This window comes from Nonomuraea sp. NPDC001636 (assembly GCF_040298265.1).
Classification (GTDB): Bacteria; Actinomycetota; Actinomycetes; order Streptosporangiales; family Streptosporangiaceae; genus Nonomuraea.
This window is the reverse complement of sequence record NZ_JBEOZT010000001.1, coordinates 731,403-755,566: the sequence shown is the minus strand read 5'-3', so window position 1 is coordinate 755,566 and position 24,164 is coordinate 731,403. Positions and strand designations below refer to the sequence as shown.

General features: G+C 72.3%; 20 protein-coding genes. 3 read left to right on the top strand and 17 right to left on the bottom strand.

Going from position 1 to position 24,164, the window contains the following annotated elements; all coding sequences use genetic code 11:
• Positions 1-26: 26 nt before the first annotated feature.
• Positions 27-1,529 carry an MFS transporter gene (locus ABT158_RS03500; RefSeq protein ID WP_352350399.1) on the top strand — a complete coding sequence of 501 codons (1,503 nt, stop codon included), beginning with the start codon at positions 27-29 and terminating at the stop codon, positions 1,527-1,529.
• On the opposite strand, the gene ABT158_RS03495 is transcribed toward ABT158_RS03500, so the two are convergent.
• From ABT158_RS03495 to ABT158_RS03450, 10 genes are all read right to left on the bottom strand, one after another.
• A complete protein-coding gene (locus ABT158_RS03495) occupies positions 1,498-2,736 on the bottom strand; it encodes an MFS transporter (protein ID WP_352350397.1) in 1,239 nt (412 codons plus the stop codon). The genes ABT158_RS03500 and ABT158_RS03495 overlap by 32 nt on opposite strands.
• 286 nt (positions 2,737-3,022) lie before the next feature.
• Positions 3,023-3,937 (bottom strand): serine hydrolase, encoded by a 915-nt coding sequence (locus ABT158_RS03490; RefSeq protein ID WP_352350395.1) that lies wholly within the window; start codon positions 3,935-3,937, stop codon positions 3,023-3,025.
• 79 nt (positions 3,938-4,016) lie between these two features.
• Positions 4,017-4,961 carry a quinone oxidoreductase family protein gene (locus ABT158_RS03485; protein WP_352350393.1) on the bottom strand — a complete coding sequence of 315 codons (945 nt, stop codon included), beginning with the start codon at positions 4,959-4,961 and terminating at the stop codon, positions 4,017-4,019.
• A gap of 39 nt (positions 4,962-5,000) precedes the next feature.
• A complete protein-coding gene (locus tag ABT158_RS03480; RefSeq protein WP_352350391.1) occupies positions 5,001-5,894 on the bottom strand; it encodes an alpha/beta hydrolase in 894 nt (297 codons plus the stop codon).
• Positions 5,895-5,954: 60 nt separating this feature from the next.
• Positions 5,955-7,349: an NAD(P)/FAD-dependent oxidoreductase gene (locus tag ABT158_RS03475; protein ID WP_352350389.1), complete on the bottom strand. Its 1,395-nt coding sequence runs from the start codon at positions 7,347-7,349 to the stop codon at positions 5,955-5,957.
• A 176-nt stretch (positions 7,350-7,525) separates the two neighbouring features.
• Positions 7,526-8,320, bottom strand: a complete 795-nt coding sequence (locus tag ABT158_RS03470; protein WP_352350387.1) for an ABC transporter permease — start codon at positions 8,318-8,320, stop codon at positions 7,526-7,528.
• A 14-nt stretch (positions 8,321-8,334) separates the two neighbouring features.
• Complete coding sequence (locus ABT158_RS03465; protein ID WP_352350385.1) at positions 8,335-9,186, bottom strand: ABC transporter permease; 852 nt, start codon at positions 9,184-9,186, stop codon at positions 8,335-8,337.
• A gap of 2 nt (positions 9,187-9,188) precedes the next feature.
• On the bottom strand, positions 9,189-10,382 hold the full coding sequence (locus ABT158_RS03460; RefSeq protein WP_352350383.1) for a polyamine ABC transporter substrate-binding protein: 1,194 nt from the start codon (positions 10,380-10,382) through the stop codon (positions 9,189-9,191).
• Between the two features lie 48 nt (positions 10,383-10,430).
• Positions 10,431-11,498 (bottom strand): ABC transporter ATP-binding protein, encoded by a 1,068-nt coding sequence (locus ABT158_RS03455; protein ID WP_352350381.1) that lies wholly within the window; start codon positions 11,496-11,498, stop codon positions 10,431-10,433.
• A gap of 15 nt (positions 11,499-11,513) precedes the next feature.
• Entirely contained in the window at positions 11,514-12,947 is a 1,434-nt protein-coding gene (locus tag ABT158_RS03450; RefSeq protein ID WP_352350379.1) for a gamma-aminobutyraldehyde dehydrogenase, read from the bottom strand.
• Positions 12,948-13,150: 203 nt separating this feature from the next.
• On the opposite strand from ABT158_RS03450, the gene ABT158_RS03445 reads away from it, so the two are divergent.
• The gene (locus ABT158_RS03445; protein WP_352322709.1) at positions 13,151-13,642 is read left to right on the top strand and encodes an Lrp/AsnC family transcriptional regulator; all 492 of its coding nucleotides are present in this window, start codon (positions 13,151-13,153) and stop codon (positions 13,640-13,642) included.
• On the opposite strand, the gene ABT158_RS03440 is transcribed toward ABT158_RS03445, so the two are convergent.
• From ABT158_RS03440 to speB, 3 genes are read right to left on the bottom strand one after another with little or no spacing between them, the layout of a single operon-like run.
• The gene (locus ABT158_RS03440; RefSeq protein ID WP_352350498.1) at positions 13,639-14,295 is read right to left on the bottom strand and encodes a cyclase family protein; all 657 of its coding nucleotides are present in this window, start codon (positions 14,293-14,295) and stop codon (positions 13,639-13,641) included. The two genes, ABT158_RS03445 and ABT158_RS03440, sit on opposite strands and share 4 nt — an antisense overlap.
• Positions 14,295-15,800 (bottom strand): purine-cytosine permease family protein, encoded by a 1,506-nt coding sequence (locus ABT158_RS03435; RefSeq protein ID WP_352350377.1) that lies wholly within the window; start codon positions 15,798-15,800, stop codon positions 14,295-14,297. Before ABT158_RS03435 ends, ABT158_RS03440 begins: the two co-directional genes overlap by 1 nt.
• The gene (gene speB, locus ABT158_RS03430; RefSeq protein WP_352322711.1) at positions 15,797-16,729 is read right to left on the bottom strand and encodes an agmatinase; all 933 of its coding nucleotides are present in this window, start codon (positions 16,727-16,729) and stop codon (positions 15,797-15,799) included. The genes ABT158_RS03435 and speB overlap by 4 nt, the downstream gene beginning before the upstream one ends.
• A gap of 70 nt (positions 16,730-16,799) precedes the next feature.
• Between speB and ABT158_RS03425 the strand changes: the two genes are divergently transcribed.
• A complete protein-coding gene (locus ABT158_RS03425) occupies positions 16,800-18,254 on the top strand; it encodes a PucR family transcriptional regulator (protein ID WP_352350375.1) in 1,455 nt (484 codons plus the stop codon).
• 10 nt (positions 18,255-18,264) lie between these two features.
• Here ABT158_RS03425 and ABT158_RS03420 read toward each other — a convergent pair whose 3' ends face one another.
• The 4 genes from ABT158_RS03420 to ABT158_RS03405 are packed head-to-tail and all read right to left on the bottom strand — an operon-like array spanning position 18,265 to position 24,135.
• Positions 18,265-20,991 carry a glycoside hydrolase family 38 N-terminal domain-containing protein gene (locus ABT158_RS03420; protein ID WP_352350373.1) on the bottom strand — a complete coding sequence of 909 codons (2,727 nt, stop codon included), beginning with the start codon at positions 20,989-20,991 and terminating at the stop codon, positions 18,265-18,267.
• On the bottom strand, positions 20,982-22,070 hold the full coding sequence (locus ABT158_RS03415; protein ID WP_352350371.1) for a Gfo/Idh/MocA family protein: 1,089 nt from the start codon (positions 22,068-22,070) through the stop codon (positions 20,982-20,984). Before ABT158_RS03415 ends, ABT158_RS03420 begins: the two co-directional genes overlap by 10 nt.
• Entirely contained in the window at positions 22,067-22,966 is a 900-nt protein-coding gene (locus tag ABT158_RS03410) for a TIM barrel protein (RefSeq protein WP_352350369.1), read from the bottom strand. The genes ABT158_RS03415 and ABT158_RS03410 overlap by 4 nt, the downstream gene beginning before the upstream one ends.
• Complete coding sequence (locus tag ABT158_RS03405; protein WP_352350367.1) at positions 22,957-24,135, bottom strand: CehA/McbA family metallohydrolase; 1,179 nt, start codon at positions 24,133-24,135, stop codon at positions 22,957-22,959. Before ABT158_RS03405 ends, ABT158_RS03410 begins: the two co-directional genes overlap by 10 nt.
• Positions 24,136-24,164: the final 29 nt, after the last annotated feature.

Genomic DNA, 24,164 nt, shown 5'->3' with positions numbered 1-24,164 from the left:
CAGCCGTCCTCGCCACCGTGGACGGCATGACGCGAAAATGGGCCTGTCTGGCCATCGCCTGCCTGGCGACGCTGCTGCTCTCGGTCGATCTCACCGTGCTGCACCTGGCGCTCCCCCGGCTGGTCGCCGACCTCGGTGCGAACTCGACGCAACTGCTCTGGATCGGCGACATGTACGGGTTCGCCCTGGCCGGGCTCCTCGTCACCATGGGCAACCTCGGGGACCGCGTGGGCCGCAAGCGGCTGCTGCTGATCGGCGCGGCCGGTTTCGGCGCCGCCTCGGTGGTGACCGCCTACGCCCCGAACCCCGAGCTGCTGATCGCCGCCAGGACGCTGCTGGGCGTGGCGGGTGCGATGATCATGCCGTCCACGCTCTCGATCGTCAGGAACGTCTTCGCCGACCCGCGCGAGCGGACCGCGGCCATCGGGATCTGGAGCGGGATGAGCGCGGCCGGGTTCGCGCTGGGGCCGGTCGTCGGCGGCGTGCTCATGGACCACTTCTGGTGGGGGTCGGTGTTCCTGATCAACGTGCCGATCATGGCGCTGGTGCTGGTCTGCGGGTTCCTGGTGCTGCCGGAGTCGCGCGGCCCCGCCGGGCGGGTGGACGGGCCCAGCGTGGTGCTGTCCTTCGCCGGTGTCGTGACGGCGGTCTACGCGGTCAAGGAGGCCGCCCACCAGGGCCTGGCGCACGCCGACGTGCTGGGGGCGGCCGTGGTGGGCGCGGTGTGCCTGGTGCTGTTCGTCCGGCGGCAGGGCCGGCTGGCCACGCCGCTGATCGACGTACGGCTGTTCCGGCGGCGGGCCTTCAGCGCGTCCGTGGGCACGAACCTGCTGGCGATCTTCGCGTTGTCGGCCATGAACCTGCTGTTCGCCTGGTACCTGCAGCTCGTCCTGGGGTGGACCCCGCTCCAGGCCGGGCTGGCGCAGCTGCCCGGCGGTCTCAGCGGCGCGGTGGGCGGGGTGCTCGCGGCCCGGCTCATCGGCCGGCTCGGCAGGAACGGCGTGGTCGCGCTCGGCCTGGCGCTGAACGCCGGCGCGTTCGTCCGGTACGCCATGCTCGGCACCGAGCTGGACTATCTCACCCTGCTGCCGGTGATGATGATCGGCGGGCTCGGGGTCGGGCTCACCTTCACCGTGAACAACGACAACATCCTGGCCACCGCGCCCAAGGAGCGGGCGGGGGCGGCGGCCGCGGTGTCGGAGACGGCGTTCGAGCTGGGCGGGGCGCTGGGCATCGCGGTCCTGGGCACGGTGCTCAACAGCGTCTACCGCGCGAACCTGCTGGTGCCCGCGGGGGTGCCCGGCCAGGCGGCGCGGGAGTCGATCGCCGGGGCCACCGCCACGGCGGCGGAGCTGCCCCCGCAGGCGGCCGGGGAGCTGATGCGCGCGGCGCGCACGGCGTTCGTGTCGGGGATGCAGGTGACGACGCTGGTCACGGCGGTCCTGCTGGCCGTGGTCGCGGTGTTCGCGCTGGCCTGGCTGCGCGGCGTGCCGAAGGTCATCCAGGAAGAGCAGCCGGTCCCTCGGTGAGCGACGGGGTCTCCGCCGCGGGCCCGGCGGGCAGCGGGCGCAGGCTGCGCACCCTGGCCAGCACGAGCAGCGCGGCCACGCCCGTCGCCACCGGCGCGACGACGAACGCCAGGGACGCCCCGAAGTGGTCCACGAGCTGCCCGGCGACCGACGACCCGGCCGCGATGCCGAGGGCGATGCCGCCGTTCAGCCAGGTGAACGCCTCGGTCCGGACCTCCGCCGCGACCAGGCCCTCGACCAGGGTGTAGCCGGTGATCACCACGGGGGCGATCACCAGGCCGGCCAGGGCGGCGGCGACGTACATGTGCGGGACGGCTCCGGCCAGCGTGAACGCGCTGGCCGCGACCGCGAGCAGGGCCAGCCCGGCGACCAGCCGGGCGCGGGCGGAGGACCGCCAGCGGACCGCGCCGTACAGCAGGCCGCCGAGCATGCTGGCGCCGGAGAAGACGCCGTAGACGGGTCCGGCGGCGGCGGGCGCGTGCAGGGCGGTGGTGAGCGAGGTGACGCCGACCTGGAGGCTGCCGAAGACCGACCCCATGGCCAGGAAGGCGGCGGCCAGCAGCGCCACGCCCCGCCGGCGCAGCACGCCCTTGGAGGCGGCGATCCTGACCGGCACCGGCTCGGGCGCGCCCGTCCGGACGGCGGCGAAGACCACCGTGCCCACCAGGATCAGCACGAGCCCGCCGAGCAGCGCGACCACCGGCGAGTACGCCGTGGACAGGCCCACCAGCAGCACCGGGGCCAGCGTGAACGTCAGCTCGTCGGTGATCGACTCGACCGCGAACGCCGTGTTCAGCCTGCCGGTGCCGCCGAGCCGGTGCGCCCATCGGGCCCGGACCATCGAGCCGACCTGCGGTCCCGACGCGCCGACGAGGGCGGCCATGGCGACCAGCGGCGCCAGGTGGGCGTGCGCGGCGGCCAGGGCCAGCAGGCCGCCCATGGCCAGGGCGTGCACGGCCACCTGCGGGAGCAGCACGCGGGCCTGGCCGTACCGGTCGGCCAGGCGGCCCGTCTGGGGGCCGATGAGGGCCTGGAAGACGGCGGAGGCGGCGGCGGTGATGCCGGCCGCGCCGTAGGAGCCGGTGGACCACTGGACCAGCAGCAGGATGCCCATCTGGGTCATCGCGAACGGCACCCGGGCCAGCAGCGCGGGCACGAGGAACCGCCAGGCGCCGGGGGTGGCCAGCACGTCGAGGTAGGACTTCAAGGGTCTCCGTCCAGATCATGACGGAGTCCTCCCCCGGGGGAGCGCACCGTCGGAGGTGGGCTTCGACCGGGGTAGATACCGGCGGGTGCCGGCCGCCGAGCGGTCAATCAGTTCACTTCAGTCAAACGCGACGAGAGCCGATCCTATTGCAGGAAACGGGCGACTTACTTCATCTGTCGTCGACCTCAGCTCCGGGAGGCCGGGGAGGTCCCGGAGGCCGGGCGGGAGGTCCCGGAGGCCGGGCGGGAGGTCTCGGAGGCCGGGCGGGAGGCCGGGTGGGGCGCCGTCAGGGGGCCGGGTTCCTCGGGCAGGACCGGAGCATCGTCGGCGACAGCTCGTCGAGGCGGGAGCCGATCATCCTGGCCACCCCCTCGACGGTCTCGATGCCCGCCCCCTCCCCCGGCTGCTCGTCGGTCTGCACCGCCAGCAGCAGGTCGCGCCCCGGCCCGACGACGCGGCCGTAGCTGGTCACCGCCCAGCTGTTGCGGCTGAACGGGCGCGGCGTCCAGCCGTTCTTCAACGCCACCCGGTCCACCGGGCGGGCGGCCGCGCTGACGCCCCACGACTGGTCCTTGACCACGCGTCCCATCAGGCCGAGCACGAGGTCGCGGTCGCGGCCGGACAGGCCCTCGCCGCCCTCCACCAGCACCCGGAGCAGGCGGATGCGGTCGGCGGGGCTGGTGTTGGTGCCGCCCCAGAAGACGCCGGGCCCGGGGACGGTCTCGGTCAGGCCCATGCGCCGGTAGAACTCGCCCATCGCGCCGCCGAGCCGGCCCCACAACGCGTCGGCGGCGCCGTTGTCGCTCTCGATGATCATGCGCTCGGCCAGGTCGCGTTCCTCCTCGCCCAGGACGCCGCGGCCGAGCACGAGCGCCGTCAGGATGTCCACCTTGACGCCGCTGGCGGTGATCATGTCGTGCTGGTGCTCGCCGCGGCCCAGGGTGATGCCGCTGTCGAGCTCCAGCATGCTGTAGGCGACCCGTCCCGGGCGTTTGGACAGGTACTGCTCGATGTCGTGCTCAAGCCGGTCGCGGGCCGCCCTCCCAGCCTTCTTGTCCGGAAATTTCAGGACGCATCGGCCGACCGTCACCGGCGCCTTCCGCACGCCGGGCACCTCGGGCAGCCGTCCGGCCGCACACCCGGCCGCACCCCCGGCCGCGAGCCCCCAGACCACCACGACGACCAGCCGTCTCCACCACACACGCAAACCCCCGCGATCAGCACGTCCCGGGGGTTTTGATCACCTTCTGCCCAGTGGAGCAATGGCCACACCCTGCGCGTCAGGGCAGGAGCACCACCTTTCCGACAGTTCGCCGTCCGGCCAGGTCGGCCACGGCCCGGCCCGCCTCCGCCAGCGGGTACTCGCCGCCCACCAGCGGCCGCAGCCGCCCGGCCGCGGTCAGCGCGAGCAGCTCGCCCAGCGGGGGCCCGACCATCTCCCGCCGCCCCCGCAGCGGACGCAGCCAGAACCCGAGGACGGCGAGGTTGCCCGCGGTGAGCCGCCCGACCTCGACCGGCGCGGCCTGCTCCCCCGACGAGGACCCGTAGCTCACCAGCCGTCCGAAGGGGGCCAGCACGGTCAGCGCCGCGTCGAAGACCGCGCCGCCCACGGCGTCGAGCACGACGTCCACCGGCCGGTCGCCGTTGGCCTCGATGACGCGCTCGGCGTACCCGTCGGCCTTGCCGTCCACGGCGGCGTCCGCGCCGAGGTCGAGGGCGAGCGAGCGTTTGTCCTCGCTGGAGGCGGTGGCGATCACGCGTCCGGCCCCGAACACCTTGGCGAGCTGCACGGCCAGGCTGCCGACGCCGCCCGCGCCGGAGTGGACGACCACGCTCTCGCCCTCCCTGAGCCGCGCCGACGAGCGCAGCAGATGCCAGGCGGTGAGCCCCTGGACGAGCAGCGACAGCGCCTCCCCGGCCCGCAGCGAGCCGGGCACGACCACGACGTCGCCCTCGTCCAGGACGGCCCTGGAGGCGTAGCCGTTGGCGGTGAAGCCCATCACCCGCCGCCCCCGGGGATCGAGCCCGACGACCTCGCTGCCGGGGATATGCGGCAGGCGGTCGGGGGCGGAGTAGTGGCCGGAGATCTGCCGCACGTCGGCGAAGTTCACCCCCGCGGCCTCGACGTCGACCAGCACCTGGCCCGGCCCCACCACCGGGTCGGGCACCTCGGCCTCTTCGAGCACCTCCGGGCCGCCGAAGCGGGTGAACTGGATGGCACGCATGAATCCCCCCATTCCGCGCGATACCCCCCAGCGTAGACGTCAGGCTCCGGAGCCGCCCGGCCGGAGGTGCTCGGCGAGGAAGTCCGCGGTGGCCTCCACGGCCTGCGACACGTACGGCTCGCGGTCGTAGAGGTCGATGTGCTGCTTGGCGTCCACCCAGACGAGCCTCTTGGGCTGATCGAGCCGCCTGAACGCCTCCTCGGCCCCCTCCGGCGGGCAGAACCTGTCGATCACGCCGTGCACGATCAGGGCGGGCTTCGGCGACAGGAAGTCGGCGCCCATCATGTTGTCCATGGTGATCAGCTCGCGCAGCCCCGCCCGGGTCGCCGCGTTCCGCCAGGAGGCGGAGGCCCCGCGCTCGGTGCCGTAGTAGGCGAACGGCTCGTCGCCCGGCATCGCGGCCTCGCCCTCCTCGGCCACGGCGGGCAGGTACTCGACCGGGCCGCCCCGGTCCTGCCGCTCCAGCACGCCGGCGAACCCGGCCAGCGCCGCCTGGTAGTCCATGCCCGACCGCATCGTGTACGGGTTGTTGTAGGCCCCGGCGATGCCCGCGAACGCCCGTACGCGCGGGTCGAAGGCGGCGAACCTCAGCGCGTACCCGGCGCCCAGGCAGATGCCGACCGCGCCGATCAGGTCGCCGTCCACCTCGGGGCGCGACCGCAGCAGCGACACCGCCGCCCGCAGGTCGGCCAGCTTGCCCTGCGGGTCCTCGTGCCCGCGCGGCTCGCCGCCGGACTCGCCCCAGTTGCGGTGGTCGAAGGACAGCGTCACGTAGCCGCGCCGGGCCAGCCGTTCGGCGTACAGGCCGGTGACCTGGTCGCGCACCCCGGTGAACGGCCCGGTGAGCACCAGCCCCGGCCAGGGGCCCGTGCCCTCGGGCGTGCGCAGGTCACCGGTCAGGCGCACGCCGTCGGCGGCGAACTCGACTTTCATGGTGACAAGTGTGCGCCAGGCCCGCGGCAGGCGGGCCCGGCGCCCCCTCGGAACACCGGATCAGGAGTCGAACCCGAGGCCCATCTTGTCGAGCGTGCGCAGCCACAGGTTGCGCTTGCCCTGATGCTGGTCGGCCTGGGCGATCGACCACCGGGTGAACTGGATCACCCCCGACCGGACCGGCTCGGGTGGGAACGGCACCGGCTTCTCCTTGACCATCCGCAGCTCGGTCCGCTCGGTGGCCTCCCCCGACAGCAGGTCCAGCATCACGTTCGCGCCGAACCTGGTGGCCCCGACGCCCATGCCGGTGTAGCCCACGGCGTAGGCCAGCCGGCCGCCGTGCGCCGTGCCGTAGAAGGCGCTGAAGCGGCTGCAGGTGTCGATCACGCCGCCCCAGCGGTGCGTGAAGCGCACCTGGGAGAGCTGGGGGAACGTGGTGGCGAAGTGCTCGGCCAGCTTGACGAACGTCTCGTCGCGCTGCTCGTACTCCGGCTTGACCAGGCCGCCGTTGTAGTAGACCGCGTCGTAGCCGCCCCACAGGATGCGGTTGTCGTCGGTGAGCCGGTAGTAGTGGAACTGGTTGCCCGAGTCGCCGACGCCCTGCCGGTTGTGCCAGCCCACCTCGGCGAGCTGGGCCGCGCTCAGCGGCTCGGTCATCAGGGCGTAGTCGTACACCGGGACGACGAAGTGCTTGAGCCTGCGCAGCAGGGGCGGGAAGACCCCCGTGCCCAGCGCCACCCGGCGGCCCACCACCGACCCGTACGGGGTGCGCAGGGTGATCGTCGTGCCGTCGTCGCGCAGCGAACGCACCGGGCTGCGCTCGAAGACCCGGACGCCGAGCCGCAGGCACGCCTCGCGCAACCCCCAGGCCAGCCGCGCCGGGTCCAGCATGGCGCAGCCGCTGCGTTCCCACAGGCCGCCCAGGTAGGTCGGCGAGTTGACCTCGGCCCGCACCTGCCGCTCGTCCATCGGCACGTAGTCGAGGCCGAGCTCGGAGATTAGGTCCAGGTGTTCGCCCAGCGAGTCGAGCTGCCACGGCTCGGTGGCCACGTGCAGCTCTCCGGTGCGCTCGAAGGAGCAGTCGATGCCGTGCCGCTCCAGCGTGCGCTCGATCTCGTCGAGGTTGTCCACGCCCATGCGTTCGAGGCGGCCGATCTCCTCCGGCCACCGTTCCAGGCCGTTGGCCAGGCCATGGGTGAGGGTCGCCATGCAGAACCCGCCGTTGCGGCCGGTCGCCGCCCAGCCGATCCTGCGTCCTTCGAGCAGGACGACGTCCAGCGAAGGGTCACGTTCCTTGGCCATCAGGGCCGTCCAGAGCCCCGAGAAGCCTCCGCCGACGACGACCAGGTCGGCGTCGGTGTTTCCGATGAGCCGCGCGCGCGGCTCGGGTCTGGCCGGGCTGTCCAGCCAGTACGGCTTGCGCTCCGCGTCAGCCAGCGCCTTCAGCGGATCCACAAATCCCACTTCCCTACGAAAGTCTTAGTTGTTCTTTGTTGATTGCGGGATCCAAAAGCATGATGTGATCACGCGCGGGTTCCCCCCGCCGAAATCCGATCTCGCCTCCCTGTTCTTGGTCGGAATACACCAATCCCCCCGCCGGATCGCGGGGGGAAAGCCTGTTGGAGCAGATCCTAGGCGCGGCGTCTGGCGGCCACGGCGTTCGCCACGGCGATCAGCACCCCGATCCCGAAGATGAGCGTACCCATCACGTTGACCTGCGGTGGAATGCCGGTCTTCACCGCACCCACGATCCACAGGGGGAAGGTGACGGTCGAGCCGTTGACGAAGCTCGTCACCACGTAGTCGTCGATCGACAGCGCGAAGGAGAGCATCGCGCCCGCGAGCACGCCCGGCATGATCGAGGGCAGCGTCACCTGCCGGAAGGTGCCCCAGGCGGTCGCGCCGAGGTCCTTGGCCGCCTCCTCCAGCGACGGGTCGAGCGTGATGACCCGCGCCCTGACCGTCACCACGACGAAGGAGAGCGAGAACAGCACGTGCGCGAGGATGATCGTGTTGCCGTCGCGCGGCACGTTGCCCGAGACGAACAGCGACAGCAGCGAGGCGCCCATCACCAGCTCCGGCGTGGAGATGGCGGCGAAGACCAGGAAGTTCGTGGCGCCGAGGCCGCGGAAGCGGTACCGGCCGACGGCCAGGCCCAGCATCGTCCCGATGACGACCGTGATGACGGTGCTGGCCAGGGCGATCACGATGGAGTTGCGCAGCGCCGTGGTCAGGTCGGAGATCTCGAAGAGCTCGCCGTACCACTTGAGGGTGAAGCCCTGCCAGCTCGTGTTCGACTTGCTCTTCTTGTCGTTGAAGCCGAACAGGATCATGACGGCGATCGGCGACGACAGCCACACGATGATCAGCCAGGTGTAGACGTGCAGCAGGCGGTCGCCGAACCTGCCCCGCGTGCCCCTGCTCATTGCTCGCTCACCGCTCATCGCGCCGCCGCCTCCAGGACGTTCTCGGTGCCGAGCGCGCGGGCGTAGACGAAGATGCCCACCAGCAGGATCGCCATCAGCGTGAACGACAGCGCCGAGGCGGTCGGGTAGTCGAGGTTGGTCAGGTACTCGGTCTGGATGATGTTGCCGATCATGGTGTTGGCCGTGCCGCCGAGGATCTGCGCGTTGACCGGGTCGGCCGTCGCGGGCACGAACGTCATCAGCACGCCGGCGAAGACGCCGGGCAGCGACAGCGGCAGCACCACCCGGCGGAAGGCTCCGGCGCGGGTGGCGTACAGGTCCTGGGCCGCCTCCACCACCCGCGGGTCCACCCGCTCCAGGGCCACGTAGATCGGCAGGATCATGAACGGCAGGAAGTTGTAGGTGAGCCCGCCCACCACGGCCACGGTCGTGGCCAGCACGTGGAAGCTCTCCGGCAGCAGCCCCCAGCCCTTCAGCGTCCCGAACAGGATGCCGTTGTCGGCCAGCAGGAAGTTCCACGAGATCGTCCGCAGCACGAACGACACGAAGAACGGCAGCAGCAGCAGGAACAGGTACACCGACTTGCGGTTGCCGCCCTTGAAGGCGATCCAGTACGCCACCGGGTAGCCGATCACCAGCATGGCCACCGTGGCCAGGCCGCCGTACAGGAGCGAGCGCAGCAGCTGGTCGCTGTACCTGCCGAGCGCGTCGGCGTAGTTGGAGAAGCTGAACGTCATCGCGTAGCCGTCGATGGCGTTGCCCGTCTGGAGCGAGACCGACGCCATCGCCACCATGGGCACGACCAGGAAGATCGCCAGCCACAGCCAGCTCGGCAGGGCGAGCAGGTAGGGGGTGAGCCGTTTCATGGCTATGCCTGGGTGATCGACTGGAAGATGGAGTTGAACACCTGCTCCTGCTGGGTGGTCAGCGTGGTGTAGGTGCGCAGCTTGGCGTAGTCGGCCTCCGAGGGGAACATGAGCGGGCTGTCCACCATGTCCTCCAGGGCCTTCTTGTCCTCGCCCTTGGCCGTCGCGGCCTTCTCGCGCAGGAGGTCCTGCACGGCCGGGATCGGGGTGACGAACTGGATGAACTCATCCAGGTCGGCGGCCACCGCGGGCTGGTACAGGTAGTCCATGAGGGTGAGCGCGTCCACGGGGTTGGCCGCGCCCTTGGGGATGAGCATGTTGTCGGTCCAGATCGTGCCGCCCTCCGCCGGCACCACGAACTTGACCGGCTCGCCGGCGAGCTGCCGCTGGAAGACGTCGCCCGACCAGGCCATGGTCAGCCAGACGTCGCCCTTGGAGACCGCGTCGATGTAGCTCTGGTCGTAATATTTCCGGACGATTCCCGCGTCGCGCTGCTGCTTGAGCTTCTCCCCGGCCTTCTTCCAGTCGGCCTCGGTCGACTTCTCCGGATCGACGCCCAGCGCGAACATCGCGAAGTTGCCGATCTCCTGCGCGTCGGCCATCATCCCGACCCGCCCCTTGTACTTGGGGTCGAACAGGGCCTCGATGCTGGTGATGTCGTCCTTGACGTACTTGGTGTTGTACGCGATGCCGGTCACGCCCGAGGTGTAGGGCATCGTGTACTGGTTGCCCGGGTCGTAGGCGCGTTCCTTGTACTTCTCACCGGCGTTGGCCAGGAAGTTCGGCATCCGGCTGTGGTCGAGCGGCACGATGTAGCCGAGCTCGACCATGTGCTGGAGCTGCACGCCGTTGGTCATCACGATGATGTCGTAGCCGAGCGACTGGCCGGCGCGGAGCACGGGGTCGGCCTTGCCGAAGAACTCCGCGTTCTCCTGGATGACCTCCTTGTACTCCACGGAGATGCCGGTGGTCTGGGTGAACTTCTTCAGCGGGGCCTGGTCCTCGGGCATGTACTCGGGCCAGTTGGCGAAGACGAGCTTGCCGTGCTTGCTCTGCTTGGACCAGTAGTCCTGGACGGCGTCGGCCTTCGGAGGGGCGGCCTTCTGGCCCTGGACGCCACAGGCGGCGAGCGCGAGGCCGGCGGCGGACAGGCCGGTGACACGGAAGAAGTCGCGGCGGGTGCGGGGCTGGGTCATGCCCCTCAGGAGGGCGGGGGTGATCTGGCGGGGGTTCATGGGGTGCTATCAACTTCCAATCACATAAGAGTGCTGCGCCTCCCACGACAGCCACACGGAGTCGCCCCGCTCCGCGGTCGCCGTCGCGTCATGCGCGTTCTGCTCGAAAACGGTCATCTCGGCCCCGTCGGCGAGCTGCACCGCGTAGCTGTTGGAGGTGCCCAGGTAGACCATCTCCGTGACGGTCCCGGGGACGGCGCTCAGCCCGGGTCCCGGCTCGTCCGCGCAGATCGTGATCTTCTCGGGGCGGACGGTCACCGTCACGTCGCCCTCGTGGTCCGGCACCAGCACCCGGCCGCCGCCGATCGCCAGCACCCCGCCGGTCACCGTCCCGGTGATCAGGTTGGAGGTGCCGATGAACCCCGCCACGAACGCGGTGGCCGGCCGTTCGTAGATCTCCCGCGGGCTCGCGAGCTGCTCGACCAGCCCGTCGTTCATCACGGCGATCCTGTCGCTCATGGTCAGAGCCTCGTTCTGGTCGTGCGTCACGTACACGAACGTGATGCCGACCTCGCGCTGGATGCGCTTGAGCTCGATCTGCATGGCCTGGCGCAGCTTGAGGTCGAGCGCGCCCAGGGGCTCGTCGAGCAGCAGCGCCCGCGGCCGGTTGACTAGCGCGCGGGCCAGCGCCACGCGCTGCTGCTGGCCGCCGGACATCTCGCGCGGCCGGCGCTTCTCCCGGCCGGTCAGGTCGACGATCTCCAGCATCTCGCCGACCCGCCGCCGGATCTCCTCCGGCGGCGTCCTGCGCTGCTTCAGGCCGAACGCCACGTTGTCCCACACGCTCATGTGCGGGAACAGGGCGTAGGACTGGAAGACCATGTTGACGTCGCGCTTGTTCGGCGGGACGTCGGTGACGTCCTTGCCGTGCAGCCGCACGAGCCCTTTGGTGGGCTCCTCGAAGCCGGCGATCATCCTCATGGTCGTGGTCTTGCCGCAGCCGGACGGGCCGAGGAGGGAGAAGAACTCCCCCTCGGCGATGTCCAGCGACACACCCTTGACCGCCTGGACGACCTCGCCGTGCGAGAGGTACTCCTTGACGACGTCCTCAAGCTGAATCGCGGATAGCTCGGTCATGTCCAGGGCTCGTCCTTATTCGCCGATGTAGTGCATGACGTGCTTGACCCTGGTGTAGTCGTGCAGACCGAACACCGACAGGTCCTTGCCGTACCCGGAGTGCTTGAAGCCGCCGTGCGGCATCTCCGAGACGAACGGGATGTGCGTGTTGACCCAGACCACGCCGAAGTCGAGGCGGTTCGACATGCGCATGGCGCGGCCGTGGTCGGAGGTCCACACCGAGCTGGACAGGCCGTACTTGACGTCGTTGGCCTTGGCCAGCGCGTCTGCCTCGTCGGTGAACGTCTGGACGGTGATGACGGGGCCGAAGACCTCGTTCTGCACCATCTCGTCGTCCTGGCGCAGGCCGTCCACGACGGTGGGGGCGAAGAACCAGCCCTTGTCGCCGACGCGGTGACCGCCGGTGAGCACCTTGGCGTGGCCGGGGACCCGGTCCATGAAGCCCTGGACCCTGGCGAGCTGGTTCTCGTTGTTGAGCGGGCCGTAGAGCGCTTCCTCGTTGCCCAGGTCGCCGGTCACGGTCGCGGCGGCGGCCTCGGTCAGCGCGGCCACGAACTCGTCGTGCACGCTCTCCTGGACGAGCACGCGGCAGGCCGCGGTGCAGTCCTGGCCGGCGTTGTAGAGACCGGCGGTGGCGATGTCGGCGGCGGCCTTGGCGAGGTCCTTGACGTCCTCGAAGACCACGACCGGCGCCTTGCCGCCGAGCTCCAGGTGCACCCGCTTGAGGTCGTCGGCGGCGCTCTTGGCGACCGCCATGCCCGCGCCGACGGACCCGGTGATCGCCACCATGGCGGCGGTCGGGTGGCCCACGACGAGCGCGCCGGTCTCGCGGTCGCCGGTGACGACGTTGAAGACGCCGGGCGGCAGCACCGAGCCGACGATCTCGGCCAGCTTGAGCGTGGAGGCCGGGGTGGTGTCCGACGGCTTGAGGACGATCGTGTTCCCGGCGGCCAGCGCCGGGGCGATCTTCCACACGGCCATCATCATCGGGTAGTTCCAGGGGGTGACCTGGCCGACGACGCCGATGGGCTCGTGCCTGATGACGCTGGTGTGCTCGGCGAGGAACTCCCCGGCCGTGGGCCCCTCCAGGGTGCGCGCGGCGCCGGCGAAGAAGCGGAAGTGGTCGGCCGCGACCGGGGTCTCGTCCTCGGCCATGCGGGCGCGCGGCTTGCCGGTGTTGAGGCACTCGGCCTCGTTGATCTCGTCGGCCCGGGCGTCGATCGCGTCGGCGACCTTGAGCAGCAGGTTCGCCCGCTCACCGGGGGTGGTCCGACCCCACGACTCGAACGCGGCGGCCGCCGCGGCGTAGGCCGCGTCGACGTCCTCGACGCCGGAGACCGGGGCCTGAAGGTAGGCCTCTCCCGTGCAAGGGTCGATGATGTCGGAGAACCGGCCGCTCTGGGCGTCCACGAACTCACCGTTGATGAAGTTCTGCAGACGGGTGGTCAATGCACGACCTCCTCGTTGAGGTGGCTGAGATGCCGCGACTCTTACAGAGCAGATGCATCTGGACAAGGGATTTCGTGGTGAAGATATCAAATTGCTACGAATTCGCTTGACACACCGCCAAGAACTGACAACATGTCGCACCAGGACGGCAATCGAGCGGGAACGCCCCCGTAACGCCGGACCGCTAGGAGGATTCCTCTGACATGACGACGCCGCCCCGCGTACGACGAAACAACGCCAGTTCCGGGCCCGTCGTGCTCGACGATCTCTCCAAGCAGATCATCGAGCAGCTCCAGTCAGACGGGCGCATGCCCTACGCGGCGATCGGCAAGGCCGTCGGGCTCTCCGAGGCCGCGGTCCGTCAGCGCGTCCAGCGGTTGCAGGACGCCGGGGTGATGCAGATCGTCGCGGTCACCGACCCCCTCACCCTCGGCTTCCCCCGCCAGGCGATGATCGGGGTCAACTGCGAGGGCGACCTGGAGTCGGTGGCCGACGAGCTGTCGGCCATCGAGGAGATCGACTACGTGGTGCTCACGGCGGGCTCCTTCGATGTGATCGTCGAGGTGGTCTGCGAGGGCGACGGGCACCTGCTGGAGATCCTCAGCAAGATCCGCGCCATCCCCGCCGTCCGGGCCACCGAGTCGTTCGTGTACCTGAAGCTGCGCAAGCAGTCGTACTCCTGGGGCACGCGCTAACCGATCCGCGCCACGGCCCGCACGGGCGCGCCGTCAGCGCCGTCGAGCCGCAGCGGCATCATCCAGACCTCGATCGGCCGCCCTCGGGCCTGGGCGTCCAGCAGCCGGTCGAGGCCGGTGAGGTTCTCGGCGATCACGGCGTGCGCCCCGCACAGGACGCGGTGGGCAGGGAAGTCGTCGGCCGGCGTCGGATCGACGCTCAGCGCGTCGATGCCGACCGTGCGCACGCCCCGCTCCACCAGCAGCGTGGCGGCCTCCTCGGTGAGGAAGGGGTGGGCCTGGTAGGACTCGCCGCCCCAGTGGGCCGACCAGCCGGTCGCGACCAGCACGATCGGCGCGTCGCCGCCGGACGGCCAGGCCGGGCCGTCGAGCAGCCCGGCCCCGATCGGCGACCGGGGCGCGAGCCCGCGGGCGTCGGCCACCACGGCGGGCCCGGCGAAGCGGGACAGCGGCAGGTCGCCGAGCGCCGGCAGCGCGTCGTCGATGTGGAAGGGGGCGTCGACGTGGGTGCCCGACTGCGAGCCGAGGTGCAGGCCCAGCACGTTGACGCCGTCGCGGGCGACGGTGAGCGCCGGGACGACCGAGACCTCGGGGTCGCCCGGATAGACCGGCATCCCGGTCTCGACGGGCACCGACAGGTCGACGAGTTCCATCACGCCATCGATTCTGCCGCGTCCACGATGGGCAGGATCGGCGTGTCGGCCGAGCGCACCAGGCGCGGGCCCTGCGGGCCGTACACCTCGCGCGGTTCGGGGAAGAGCGCGAGCAGCGTCAGGTAGAGCACGGCCGCGACCGCGAGGCCCAGCGGCAGCGAGACGTCCACGCCGCCGGCCAGGTCGCCCAGCGGCCCGACGAACTGGCCCGGCAGGTTCACGAACGTCAGCGCCACGGCGGCCGCGAGCAGCCACGCGGTGAGGCCGCGCCAGTTCCAGCCGTGGGTGAACCAGTACCGCCCGCCGCGCTGCCGCCGGTTGAAGACCTGCAGCGCGTCGGGGTCGTACCAGCCTCTGCGGGTCACGTAGCCGAGCATCATGATCACCATCCAGGGCGCGGTGCAGGTGATGATCAGCGTGGCGAACGTGGAGATGCTGGCCGTCAGGTTCGCCGCGAAGCGCCCGACGAAGATGAAGACGATCGACAGGGTGCCGATGAACACGGTCGCCTGCACCCGGGAGAAGCGCGGGAACACGCTGGAGAAGTCGAGCCCGGTCCCGTACAGGGAGGTGGTGCCGGTGGACATGCCGCCGATCAGCGCGATCAGGCAGACCGGGACGAAGTACCAGGCCGGCGAGATCGCCAGCAGCCCGCCCACGTAGTTGGGCGCGGCCGGGTCGACGTACTCGGCGGCCTTGGCGGCGATGATCGAGGCGGTGGCCAGCCCGAAGAAGAACGGCAGGATGGTGGCGAGCTGCGACAGGAAGGCCGCCGCCATCACGCGGGAGCGCGGGGTCGAGGCCGGGATGTAGCGGGACCAGTCGCCCAGGAAGGCGCCGAAGGACACGGGGTTCGACAACACGATCAGCGCCGCGCCGATGAACGACGGCCAGAACAGCGGGTCGCCGGCCGCCAGCGTCCCGGGGTAGGACGGGTCGAAGTCCCCGGCGAAGGCGAACAGCCCGAGCACGAACAGCAGCGACGCCGCCGCGACCGCGATCTTGTTGACGAACAGCATGAAGCGGAAGCCGTACACGCAGACCACGAGGACGAGCAGGGCGAAGACGGCGTAGGCCACACCGTAGGACAGGTCGGTGTCGGGCAGGCCGACGAGCCGGTGCGCGCCGCCCACCAGCGCGTCGCCCGACGACCACACCGAGATCGAGAAGAACGCGATGGCGGTCAGCAGCGACAGGAACGAGCCGACCACCCGGCCGTGCACGCCCAGGTGGGCCGAGGAGGAGACGGCGTTGTTGGTGCCGTTGAGCGGCCCGAACAGCGACAGCGGGGCCAGGATCAGCGCCCCGACCACCAGGCCCAGCACGGTGGCCGCGAGCCCCTGCCAGAACGACAGGCCGAACAGGATGGGGAAGGCGCCCAGCACGCAGGTGGCGAACGTGTTCGCGCCCCCGAAGGCGACCCTGAACAGGTCGAACGGCCCGGCGGTGCGGTCGGCGTCGGGGATGCGCTCGACGCCGTAGGTCTCGATCTCGGTGATGCTCATGTCTTCTCCTGCATCGCCAGCAGGCTGACGAGGTCGTAGGCCACGTGGGAGGCGGCGACCGAGGTGATCTCGGCGTGGTCGTAGGCGGGCGCCACCTCGACCACGTCGGCCCCGATCAGGCGGCAGCCGGCCAGACCGCGGAGGATCTCCAGCAGTTCCCGGCTGGTGAGCCCGCCGGCCTCCGGCGTGCCGGTGCCGGGGGCGTGGGCGGGGTCGAGCACGTCGATGTCGACCGAGACGTAGAGCGGGCGGTCGCCGACGCGCTGCCGAAGCACGTCGATGACCTCGTCCAGGCCGCGGCGGAGCACGTCGGCGGCGGTCAGGATGCCGAAGCCGAGCCGCCGGTCGTCCTCCAGGTCCTTCTTGCCGTACAGCGGGCCCCGGATGCCGACGTGGCTCAGCGCCTCGGTGTCGAGGAGTCCCTCCTCGACCGCCCGGCGGAAGGGGGTGCCGTGGGTGTACTCGGCGCCGAAGTAGGTGTCCCAGGTGTCGAGGTGCGCGTCGAAGTGCAGCAGCGCCACGGGGCCGTGCTTCCTGGCCGCCGAGCGCAGCAGCGGCAGCGCGATCGTGTGGTCGCCGCCGATGGTGACCAGCCGGGCGTCCAGCTCGTCGGCCGCGGCCTCGATGGTCTCGACGGCCTCGCCGATGTCGAACGGGTTCGCCGCGATGTCACCGGCGTCGGCGACCTGGACGCGCTCGAACGGCGAGACGTCCAGTCCGGGATGGTAGGGCCGCAGCAACCGGCTGGCCTCCCGTACGGCGGCGGGGCCGAACCGGGCGCCCGGACGGTAGGACACGCCCGCGTCGAAGGGCACGCCCACGACGGCCACGTCCGCCCGCTCGACCTGGTCGAGCCGGGGCAGCCGGGCGAAGGTGGCGGGCCCGGCGAAGCGCGGGACCCGGGAGGAGTCGACGGGACCGATATGCATGTTCGTCAGTGTTCGTCACGCTTCTGACCTGCGGCAATTGTTACTCCCACAAAGTAATACGGTGTGTGTTGTGGCTGACCACAAGCTGACGGTCGAAGACCTTCTCCGCTCCCCCGCTCTCCAGCTCCGGGTGCTCGCCGGCGAGGCCGGGCTGTCCCGCTCGGTCTCGTGGGCGCACGTCAGCGAGCTGGCCGACCCGACGCCCTGGCTGCTCGGCGCCGAGGTCATCATGACGACCGGTCTCGCCCTGCCGCGCTCGGCCGCCCGGCAGCGCGCCTACCTCGAACGCCTCGACGACGCGGGGGTCTCGGCGCTCGCCCTGTCGGCCCAGTTGCACGTCCCGCCGCTGCACCGGGCGTTCTACGAGGCCGCCGAGGAGCGCGGCATGCCGGTGCTGGAGGTGCCGCTCGCGGTGCCGTTCATCGCCGTCTCGCAGGAGGTGGCGGCGGCGCTCCAGGAGGACGCCAGCCACCGGCTGGGCGCCCAGCTCCAGGTCTTCGGCGCGCTGCGCTGGCTGGCCGCCGAAGACCTCGACACGGTCACCCTGTTCAAGCGCCTGGAACGCCTGTCCGGCTACGACGTCTACCTGTGCACCCCGCAGGGCCGGCCGCTGCTGCCCGGCGTGCCGGTCCCCTCGCTGGACGTCCTGCCGGCCGAGCCCGACGCGCCGCCCACGATCCCGGGCGGCTTCGCGCTGCCGGTGCCCGCGCCCGGCGGCCCCGCGGGTTTCCTGGTGGCCTTCGAGCGGGAGGGCGCGCGGCCCGCCGGGCTGGCCGTGGTCCAGCACATCGCCACCGTGGCCGCCCTCCAGGTCGCCATGGCCAGGCACGAGCGCGAGACCCTGCGCCGAGAGGGCGCCGAGACGCTGGCCGAGCTGCTCCAGGACGTGCTCGACCCGCCCGCGGCCCGGCGCCGGCTGGCCAGGATGGGCCTGTCCCTGGAGACCGGGTCGGTGCTGCTCGTCGTGCGGCACGCGCCCGACGACGCGCTGCGCCGGGCGGTGGGCGAGCTGTCGCACCTGCTGCTGCGCCGCGGCGACGACCACTACCTGCTGGGGCCCCCCGAGCTGGGGCCGGCGGTGGCCGCCGTGCCCGGGGTCAGCGCGGGGGTGAGCCGGCCGTTCCCGCCGGGCGAGTCGCTGCGGGTCGCCCAGCGCGAGGCCGTGTGGGCGGCCGCGCACGCCGCCGAGTCGGGCAAGGCGCTGGTCCACTACGGCGACGACACCACCGGCCGCTGGCTGCCCGACGACCCCTCGACGCTGTCGGCCCTGGTCGACCACGTGCTGGGCGAGGTGCTGGCCTACGACGAGGCCCACGACTCGCGGCTGCTGCTGTCGGTGCGCACGTGGATGGAGCGCAACCGCCACGTCGAGGACGCGGCGGCGGCGCTGCACGTCCACCCCAACACGCTGGCCTACCGGCTGCGCCGGTTCGCCGCGCTGAGCGGGCGCGACCTGTCGTCCAGCGCGGCGTTCGCGGAGGTCTGGCTGGCCGTGCGCGCGGCCCGTCAGCTCGGCCTCTGCTAGGGCCGCGGGGTCAGCGGAGCTGGACGGTGGCGATCTCCCACGGCCTCAGCGGCAGCCTGAGCGTGCCGTCCGCCGTCTCCAGCGGCTCGCCGGGGCCGCCGGTCAGGCCGGCCCGCCGGGCCTCGGTGAAGGCCCCCCGCACCACGGCCTCGGTGCCGGACGCGGTGAGCGCCACCAGGCGCAGCTCCTGCCAGTCGTCGCGGCGGCGCAGCGAGCTCATCGTCACGCCCTGACCGGACACCGACAACCCGTGCGCCGCCGGCGGCGGGGTCAGCTCGCGATCGCCGCCGCCCGGCACCACCAGCAGGTCGTGCCGGTACAGCTCCGCCTGCGGCGGCACGTCCCGCCAGTCCAGGTACGGCATCAGCGCCAGCGACACGGTGTGCGGCCCGCGTGACTGGGCGGCGGGGGTCGGCAGTTGCGGGCCGGCGGGCTCGGGGCGCAGCCTGTTGTGGTTGCGCGACAGGTAGCCGACCGAGCGCAGCAGCGTGAGCGCCAGCTCGTACCCGTCGTCCAGCAGCTCGTACTCGGTGACGTGCTCCAGCAGCGCGGCGACGCCGCCGGCGGCCACCCAGCCGGAGGCGGGGAAGGTGGGCAGCGGGGTCTCGCCGCAGCCGCCCTCGGCTTCGAGCTCCCGCCGCACGATCGCGAACTGCCCCTCGGCCAGCGAGTGGTCGGCCCGCCTGGGCAGCGGCACGTGAAAGCGCACCCGGTGGTCCGCGCACCGGTTGTCGAACGACACCCGCAGCCGGACGAACGGCTCGCCCGCGCGCAGCTCGACCCGCATGGTGACCACGATGTCCTCGGTCGCGCCGGTGCGCGCGGGCGGCGGCAGCTCCGGCGTGTTCGGGACGGGCTCGCCCGCCGCCGGCCACAGGTAGACCCGGGTGATCTCCACGGCGGCGACGAGCGGGCCGCCTTCGATGATCTCCGTGTCGATCGAGATCGGCTCGGACACGACCAGGTCGTCGGCGGGGGGCGCGTGGTTGTAGGTGTCGCCGGAGTCGCCGCCGTCCTCGATGCGGCCCACGCCGGTGATCGTCCGGCCGTCCTCGCCGAACAGGCCGAGGGTGCCGTCGGGCTCGATCTCGACCCGCAGCAGCCCGTTGTCCATCACCGTGGGGCCGGCCTTGACGGGCAGGACGCCGGTGTCGGAGGAGAGCCAGCAGTGCTGGTGGTGGCGGTTGGTGCGGACCTCCGCCAGCGGCGCGGGGTGCGTGGGCTCGGGCGGGCCGGGGCGCAGGCTCGTGTGGCCGAGCGCGGGCACCTCGACGAAGGCGGCGACCGTGGCCCGGGGCTCGGCCTCGACGCGGACATAGGTCACGCCGTCGAGCGCGCGGCGCACCTCGGCCTGGTCGAACGGCCCGCGCGGCTCCCTGCCCACGGTGAGCAGGAGGATGTCGTCGAACACCTGCCAGCTGATGATGTGCTGGCCGTACAGCTCGGTGCCGTGCACGAAGCCCAGCACGGTGAGGGGGTCGATGCGCTCGTCCAGCAGCAGCACCGGCGCGCAGTCCAGGGGCTGGGTGGGCACCGGCGCGCCGGAGGGGCCCACCAGCGGCCCGCTGCCGCCGGCCACGTCGGCGAGCACCACGCCGCCGCGCACGGCCGGCGTCGGATTGACGACGAGCACGCCGTCGGCCGGCACCGCCGCCGCCAGCCGCGCGGTCACCATGTCGCGGACGGCCTGCCCGAGCTGCTCGGCCTCGGCGATGCGGGCGGCGACCTGCTGGGCGGTCTCGTCCACGCCGCAGCCGGTGACCGAGTCGTGGCCGCTGGCCTCCACCAGCCGCCGCCAGGCCATGTCGAGGAACCGGCCGGGCCACGGGCCGCCCCAGAGCGTGGCCAGGGGCTCGGCGTAGCGCTCGACCATGCGCTCGGCCCGGCCCATGGCCTGCTTGACGGCGACGCGGGCGGAGATGACGCCGGGCAGGATGTTGGCGCGGGCGTGCGAGCGCAGCTCGCCGACGACCTGCGGCAGCCCCGCGGTGTCACCCGAAAATTTCTCGATATATCCAGACAAGGTGTCCATGCGGGCGCCGACCGCCGCCACCATCTCCGGCAACCCGCGCACGGGGGCCGAGTGGTCGGTGCCGTACATGGCCAGCAGCTCGCCCTGCGGGCCGTGCCAGGCGCGCATGGTGGCGACGAACTCCGCCGCCCGCTCCTCCAGCCCCTTGACGTCGGAGAACAGATGGGCGCCGTTGCCGTAGCCGCCCTCGGGCAGGTACTGGGTGCGGATCGCGGTGCCGTCGGGGGCCACCCAGGCGAAGGCGTCGGTCGTCACCGACGACGGCACCCCGCGGTAGACGCAGGCGTGCTCCAGCCCGGCCCTCCGCAGGATCTGCGGCATCTGGGCGGTGTGGCCGAACATGTCCGGCAGGTAGCCCACCCGCATCGCGCCGCCGAGCGCGTCCGCACCGGCCAGCCCGAGTTCGAGGTTGCGCACGATGTTCTCGCCCGAGCACAGGAACTCGTCGAGCAGGATCTGCCACGGCCCCACCGCCAGCCGCCCGGACTCGACGAGCGCCGCGACGCGGTGCCGGTTCTCCGGGCGCACCTCCAGGTAGTCGTCCACGCAGGCGAGCTGGCCGTCGAGGGTGAAGTGGTAGGCGGGCTCGCGTTCCATGGTGTCGAGCACCTCGTCGAGGAGGTCCACCAGCCGCAGCCTGAAGCGCTGGAAGGGCTCGTACCACTCCCTGTCCCAATGTGTGTGCGGTACGACCACTATGTCCATGCCGCTGCCTCCCCTCCGATGGGCAGCCGATGCTGGACGGCGTAGCGGGCGGCGATCCGCTGAGCCGTCACGATGTCCTCCAGTGCGCCGGCCGCGTCGGTGAGCGGCGGGCTGCCATCGTTCACATAAGCATGGAAGGCCGTCAGTTGTACCTCGAACGCCTCGGTCACCTGGCGGTGTTCGGCGCGGGTCTCGGCCCCGGAGACCACGGTGAGGGTGGTGGGCGCGTTCATCAGGTAGGGCGTGGGGAAGACCAGCTCCAGCGTGCCCCCGTCGTGGTGGATCGCGACGGTCTCGCGGTAGGCGGGGTAGCCGTCCAGGTAGTGCCAGCGGATGTGGAACCGGCCCGCCACGGGCAGCGGCCCGGAGATCTCCACGGAACCGGGCGCCGGCCCCCAGCTGTCCACGTACGTGATCTCCCGCGGCGCTCCGGTGAAGCGCCGCAGCAGCGACAGGTCGTGGCAGATCGAGCCCAGGGACACCGCGTACACGTTGCGCAGCGACTCCGGGGCGGCCTGGCCCAGCGCCCGGGAGACGAGCGCGTCCTCGGTCTCGCGCAACGAGCCGAGCACGCCGGGATCGACGTCGCCGGCCCGTGCCAGGTTCGCGAACGCGAGCTGCGACTCCCCGCTGGGATGCAGCACGGTCACCTCGACCGACCGGACGGCCGCCGGGCCGCCCAGCTCCTCCAGCAGCGCGACGGCCCGGCGCACGGCCGGGTCGTACTGCTTCATGTAGCCGACCATCAGCCGCCCCTCGGGCAGCGCCGCCACCTCCGCCCTGGTCAGCGCGAGCGGCTTCTCGCACAGCACGGCGTACCCGGCGGCCAGCGCCCGGCGCACGGTCTCGCCGTGGGAGCCGGAGGCCAGCACCACCACGGCCTCGAAACCGCCGTCGGCCAGCATCTTCGCCAGGGAGGTGTAGCGCCGGGGCGCGCCCAGCCGGTCGCCGACGACGTCGGCCAGCGTGCGCGACAGGTCGCAGACGGCGCTCACCTCGAACAGGTCCCGCCGCCTGGACAGCAGCGGCACGTAGACCGCCTGGGTGACGGCCCCGCACCCGACCAGCGCGATCCTCACAGGCCCAGCTCCCTCAGCCGCTCGCGGTTGGCGGCCTGGTCGGCGATGTTCCGCCCGACCGGGCGGCGGCCCGGCATCGTGTCCTGCTCGACCACGATCCAGCCCTCGTAGCCGATGGCGTCGAGCGCCGCCACGACCGCGGGCAGGTCGAGCTCGCCGTCGCCCAGACGGGTGAAGCCGCCCCGGGCCATCAGCTCGCGCAGGTCGGCGCCGTCGTCGAGGGCGGCGGCCAAGATCTTGCGGTCGCCGTCCTTGATGTGCACGTGCCCGACGCGGCCGGCCCACGCGCGCAGCGCCGCGACCGGGTCTCCGCCGGCCAGCAGCAGGTGGCCGGTGTCCAGGCAGAGCTGGACGTCGGTCAGCTCCAGGAGGCGCTCGACGTCGTCGGGGGTCTCGACGTAGGTGCCGAGGTGGTGGTGGAAGGCGGGTTCCAGGCCGCGTTCGCGGCAGCGGTCGGCGGCCTCCTGGACGCGGGCGGCGTACCCGGGCCAGTCGGCGGCGGGCAGCCCGGGGGCGCTCCCGCCGGGCCTGGCGAACCTCTCGGGCGAGCCCGAGCAGGCCAGCGTGGGCCGGGGCGCGAAGAGGGCGGGCGCCGGCGGCGCGGCGGCGAACACGTCGAGCGCGGCCGCCAGCGCGGGCAGCCCCCGCCGGTACGCCTCGGCGTCGCCGTAACGCAGGTCGACCCAGCCGCCGGCGAGCAGCAGGCCGTGCGCCGACAGCCGGGCGGCCAGGCCGGGACCGGTGCCGAGATAGCCGATGGGCCCGGAGTCGATGCCCGCGTAACCGGCCTCGGCCAGCGCGCGGACCATCTCGTCTGGGCCCAGGGGCGGCGGCGCGTCGCTGAGCTCAAACACGCCGAAGCTCACCGGCGCGTTCGCGACTCTCCTCACTCGCATAGGGCGATCACCTCGTTCTCGTAGGTCTCCAGGCGGTGGCGTCCCTCGGCCGCGGGAAGCAGCGCCCGCTCGCCGCGCACGACCTGGCGGGCGCCGCCGGGGCGGACCAGCACCAGGCCGTCGGCGTCGAGCGCGAGCAGCTCGTCGCCCAGCCGGAGCAGCAGCGGCGCGTCCGGCCCCGCCGAGACCGCGGTGCGCCCGGCGCGCACGCCGTCGAGCACCGCGCCCGGCTCCTCGGCCAGCACCCACGTGGTCGGCGCACCCGGCAGGCCGTCGCTGCCGTGCCGGTGGAAGTCGCTGCCGCCGATCGCCACCACGTCGTCGCGCCAGGCGTCGGCCCAGGCCAGCGGCGCGCCCCAGCGGCGGTCCCACCAGCCCGAGCTCCACACCTCGGCCACCCTCGGGCGTTCGCCGACCGGCAGCAGCCACGCGCAGTCGCCGCCCAGCGGGTGGTTGATCGAGATCAGGCCGCCGGCGCGCCCGGCGTGCTCGGCCCAGGAGCCCGCGGGCCGCCGGAAGTCCACCCAGCCGACCTCGCCGAACACGTTGGCGTGGCCGCGGTCGGTGGTGACCTCCTGGCCGGGGATGAGCGTGACGCCGCGGTCGGTCGCGCGCAGCCAGGGGTGGTGGCTGACGGTGTTGTGGTCGGTGACCGCCAGGAAGTCCAGGCCCCGGCCGCGGGCCAGCTCGGCCAGCTCGGCGACGGTGAGCGCGCCGTCGCTGTGGACGGTGTGCGCGTGGAAGTCGCCGGCGAACCAGCGCAGCCCGCCGACGTCGGGCACGTTCCGGCGCGGCGGCCGTTCGCCGGGCGGCGGCTCGGCGGCGACCGGCTCCGGCGGGGCCGTGCGCGCGGCCGAGATCTCCAGGGTGAAGTCGAGGCCCTGCGGCGGCACGCGGTGCAGCCCGAGCCACACGTGCCAGGTGCCGGGCTCGGGAACGCCGGGCAGGTAGCCGGGGGTGGCCCAGTCGCGGGCGATCGTGAACTCCGAGCGCGCCCCTCCCGACCAGCCGCGGAAGCCGCCGGGCGAGCCGCAGCCGAGGTCGAGCACGCCCTGCGACCGGTCGTGGTCGAGACGGACGGTGACGGACTCCGACCCGGCGGGCACCTCGAAGGGGACCTCGCGCAACGACCGCTCCAGCCGGTCGTCGAGGCTCCAGTGGCCTTTCACGCCGGTCCGCCCTTGCCTGAGGCGGGGCG

What these genes read in the sequence shown, in the direction of transcription:
- ABT158_RS03470 (WP_352350387.1), bottom strand. Translation starts at nt 8,320, where the DNA reads ATGAGCAGGGGCACGCGGGGCAGGTTCGGCGACCGCCTGCTGCACGTC.
- ABT158_RS03420 (WP_352350373.1), bottom strand. Translation starts at nt 20,991, where the DNA reads ATGGACATAGTGGTCGTACCGCACACACATTGGGACAGGGAGTGGTAC.
- ABT158_RS03455 (WP_352350381.1), bottom strand. Translation starts at nt 11,498, where the DNA reads ATGACCGAGCTATCCGCGATTCAGCTTGAGGACGTCGTCAAGGAGTAC.
- ABT158_RS03465 (WP_352350385.1), bottom strand. Translation starts at nt 9,186, where the DNA reads ATGAAACGGCTCACCCCCTACCTGCTCGCCCTGCCGAGCTGGCTGTGG.
- ABT158_RS03445 (WP_352322709.1), top strand. Translation starts at nt 13,151, where the DNA reads ATGACGACGCCGCCCCGCGTACGACGAAACAACGCCAGTTCCGGGCCC.
- ABT158_RS03410 (WP_352350369.1), bottom strand. Translation starts at nt 22,966, where the DNA reads ATGCGAGTGAGGAGAGTCGCGAACGCGCCGGTGAGCTTCGGCGTGTTT.
- ABT158_RS03435 (WP_352350377.1), bottom strand. Translation starts at nt 15,800, where the DNA reads ATGAGCATCACCGAGATCGAGACCTACGGCGTCGAGCGCATCCCCGAC.
- ABT158_RS03485 (WP_352350393.1), bottom strand. Translation starts at nt 4,961, where the DNA reads ATGCGTGCCATCCAGTTCACCCGCTTCGGCGGCCCGGAGGTGCTCGAA.
- ABT158_RS03440 (WP_352350498.1), bottom strand. Translation starts at nt 14,295, where the DNA reads ATGGAACTCGTCGACCTGTCGGTGCCCGTCGAGACCGGGATGCCGGTC.
- speB (WP_352322711.1), bottom strand. Translation starts at nt 16,729, where the DNA reads ATGCATATCGGTCCCGTCGACTCCTCCCGGGTCCCGCGCTTCGCCGGG.
- ABT158_RS03480 (WP_352350391.1), bottom strand. Translation starts at nt 5,894, where the DNA reads ATGAAAGTCGAGTTCGCCGCCGACGGCGTGCGCCTGACCGGTGACCTG.
- ABT158_RS03460 (WP_352350383.1), bottom strand. Translation starts at nt 10,382, where the DNA reads ATGACCCAGCCCCGCACCCGCCGCGACTTCTTCCGTGTCACCGGCCTG.
- ABT158_RS03500 (WP_352350399.1), top strand. Translation starts at nt 27, where the DNA reads ATGACGCGAAAATGGGCCTGTCTGGCCATCGCCTGCCTGGCGACGCTG.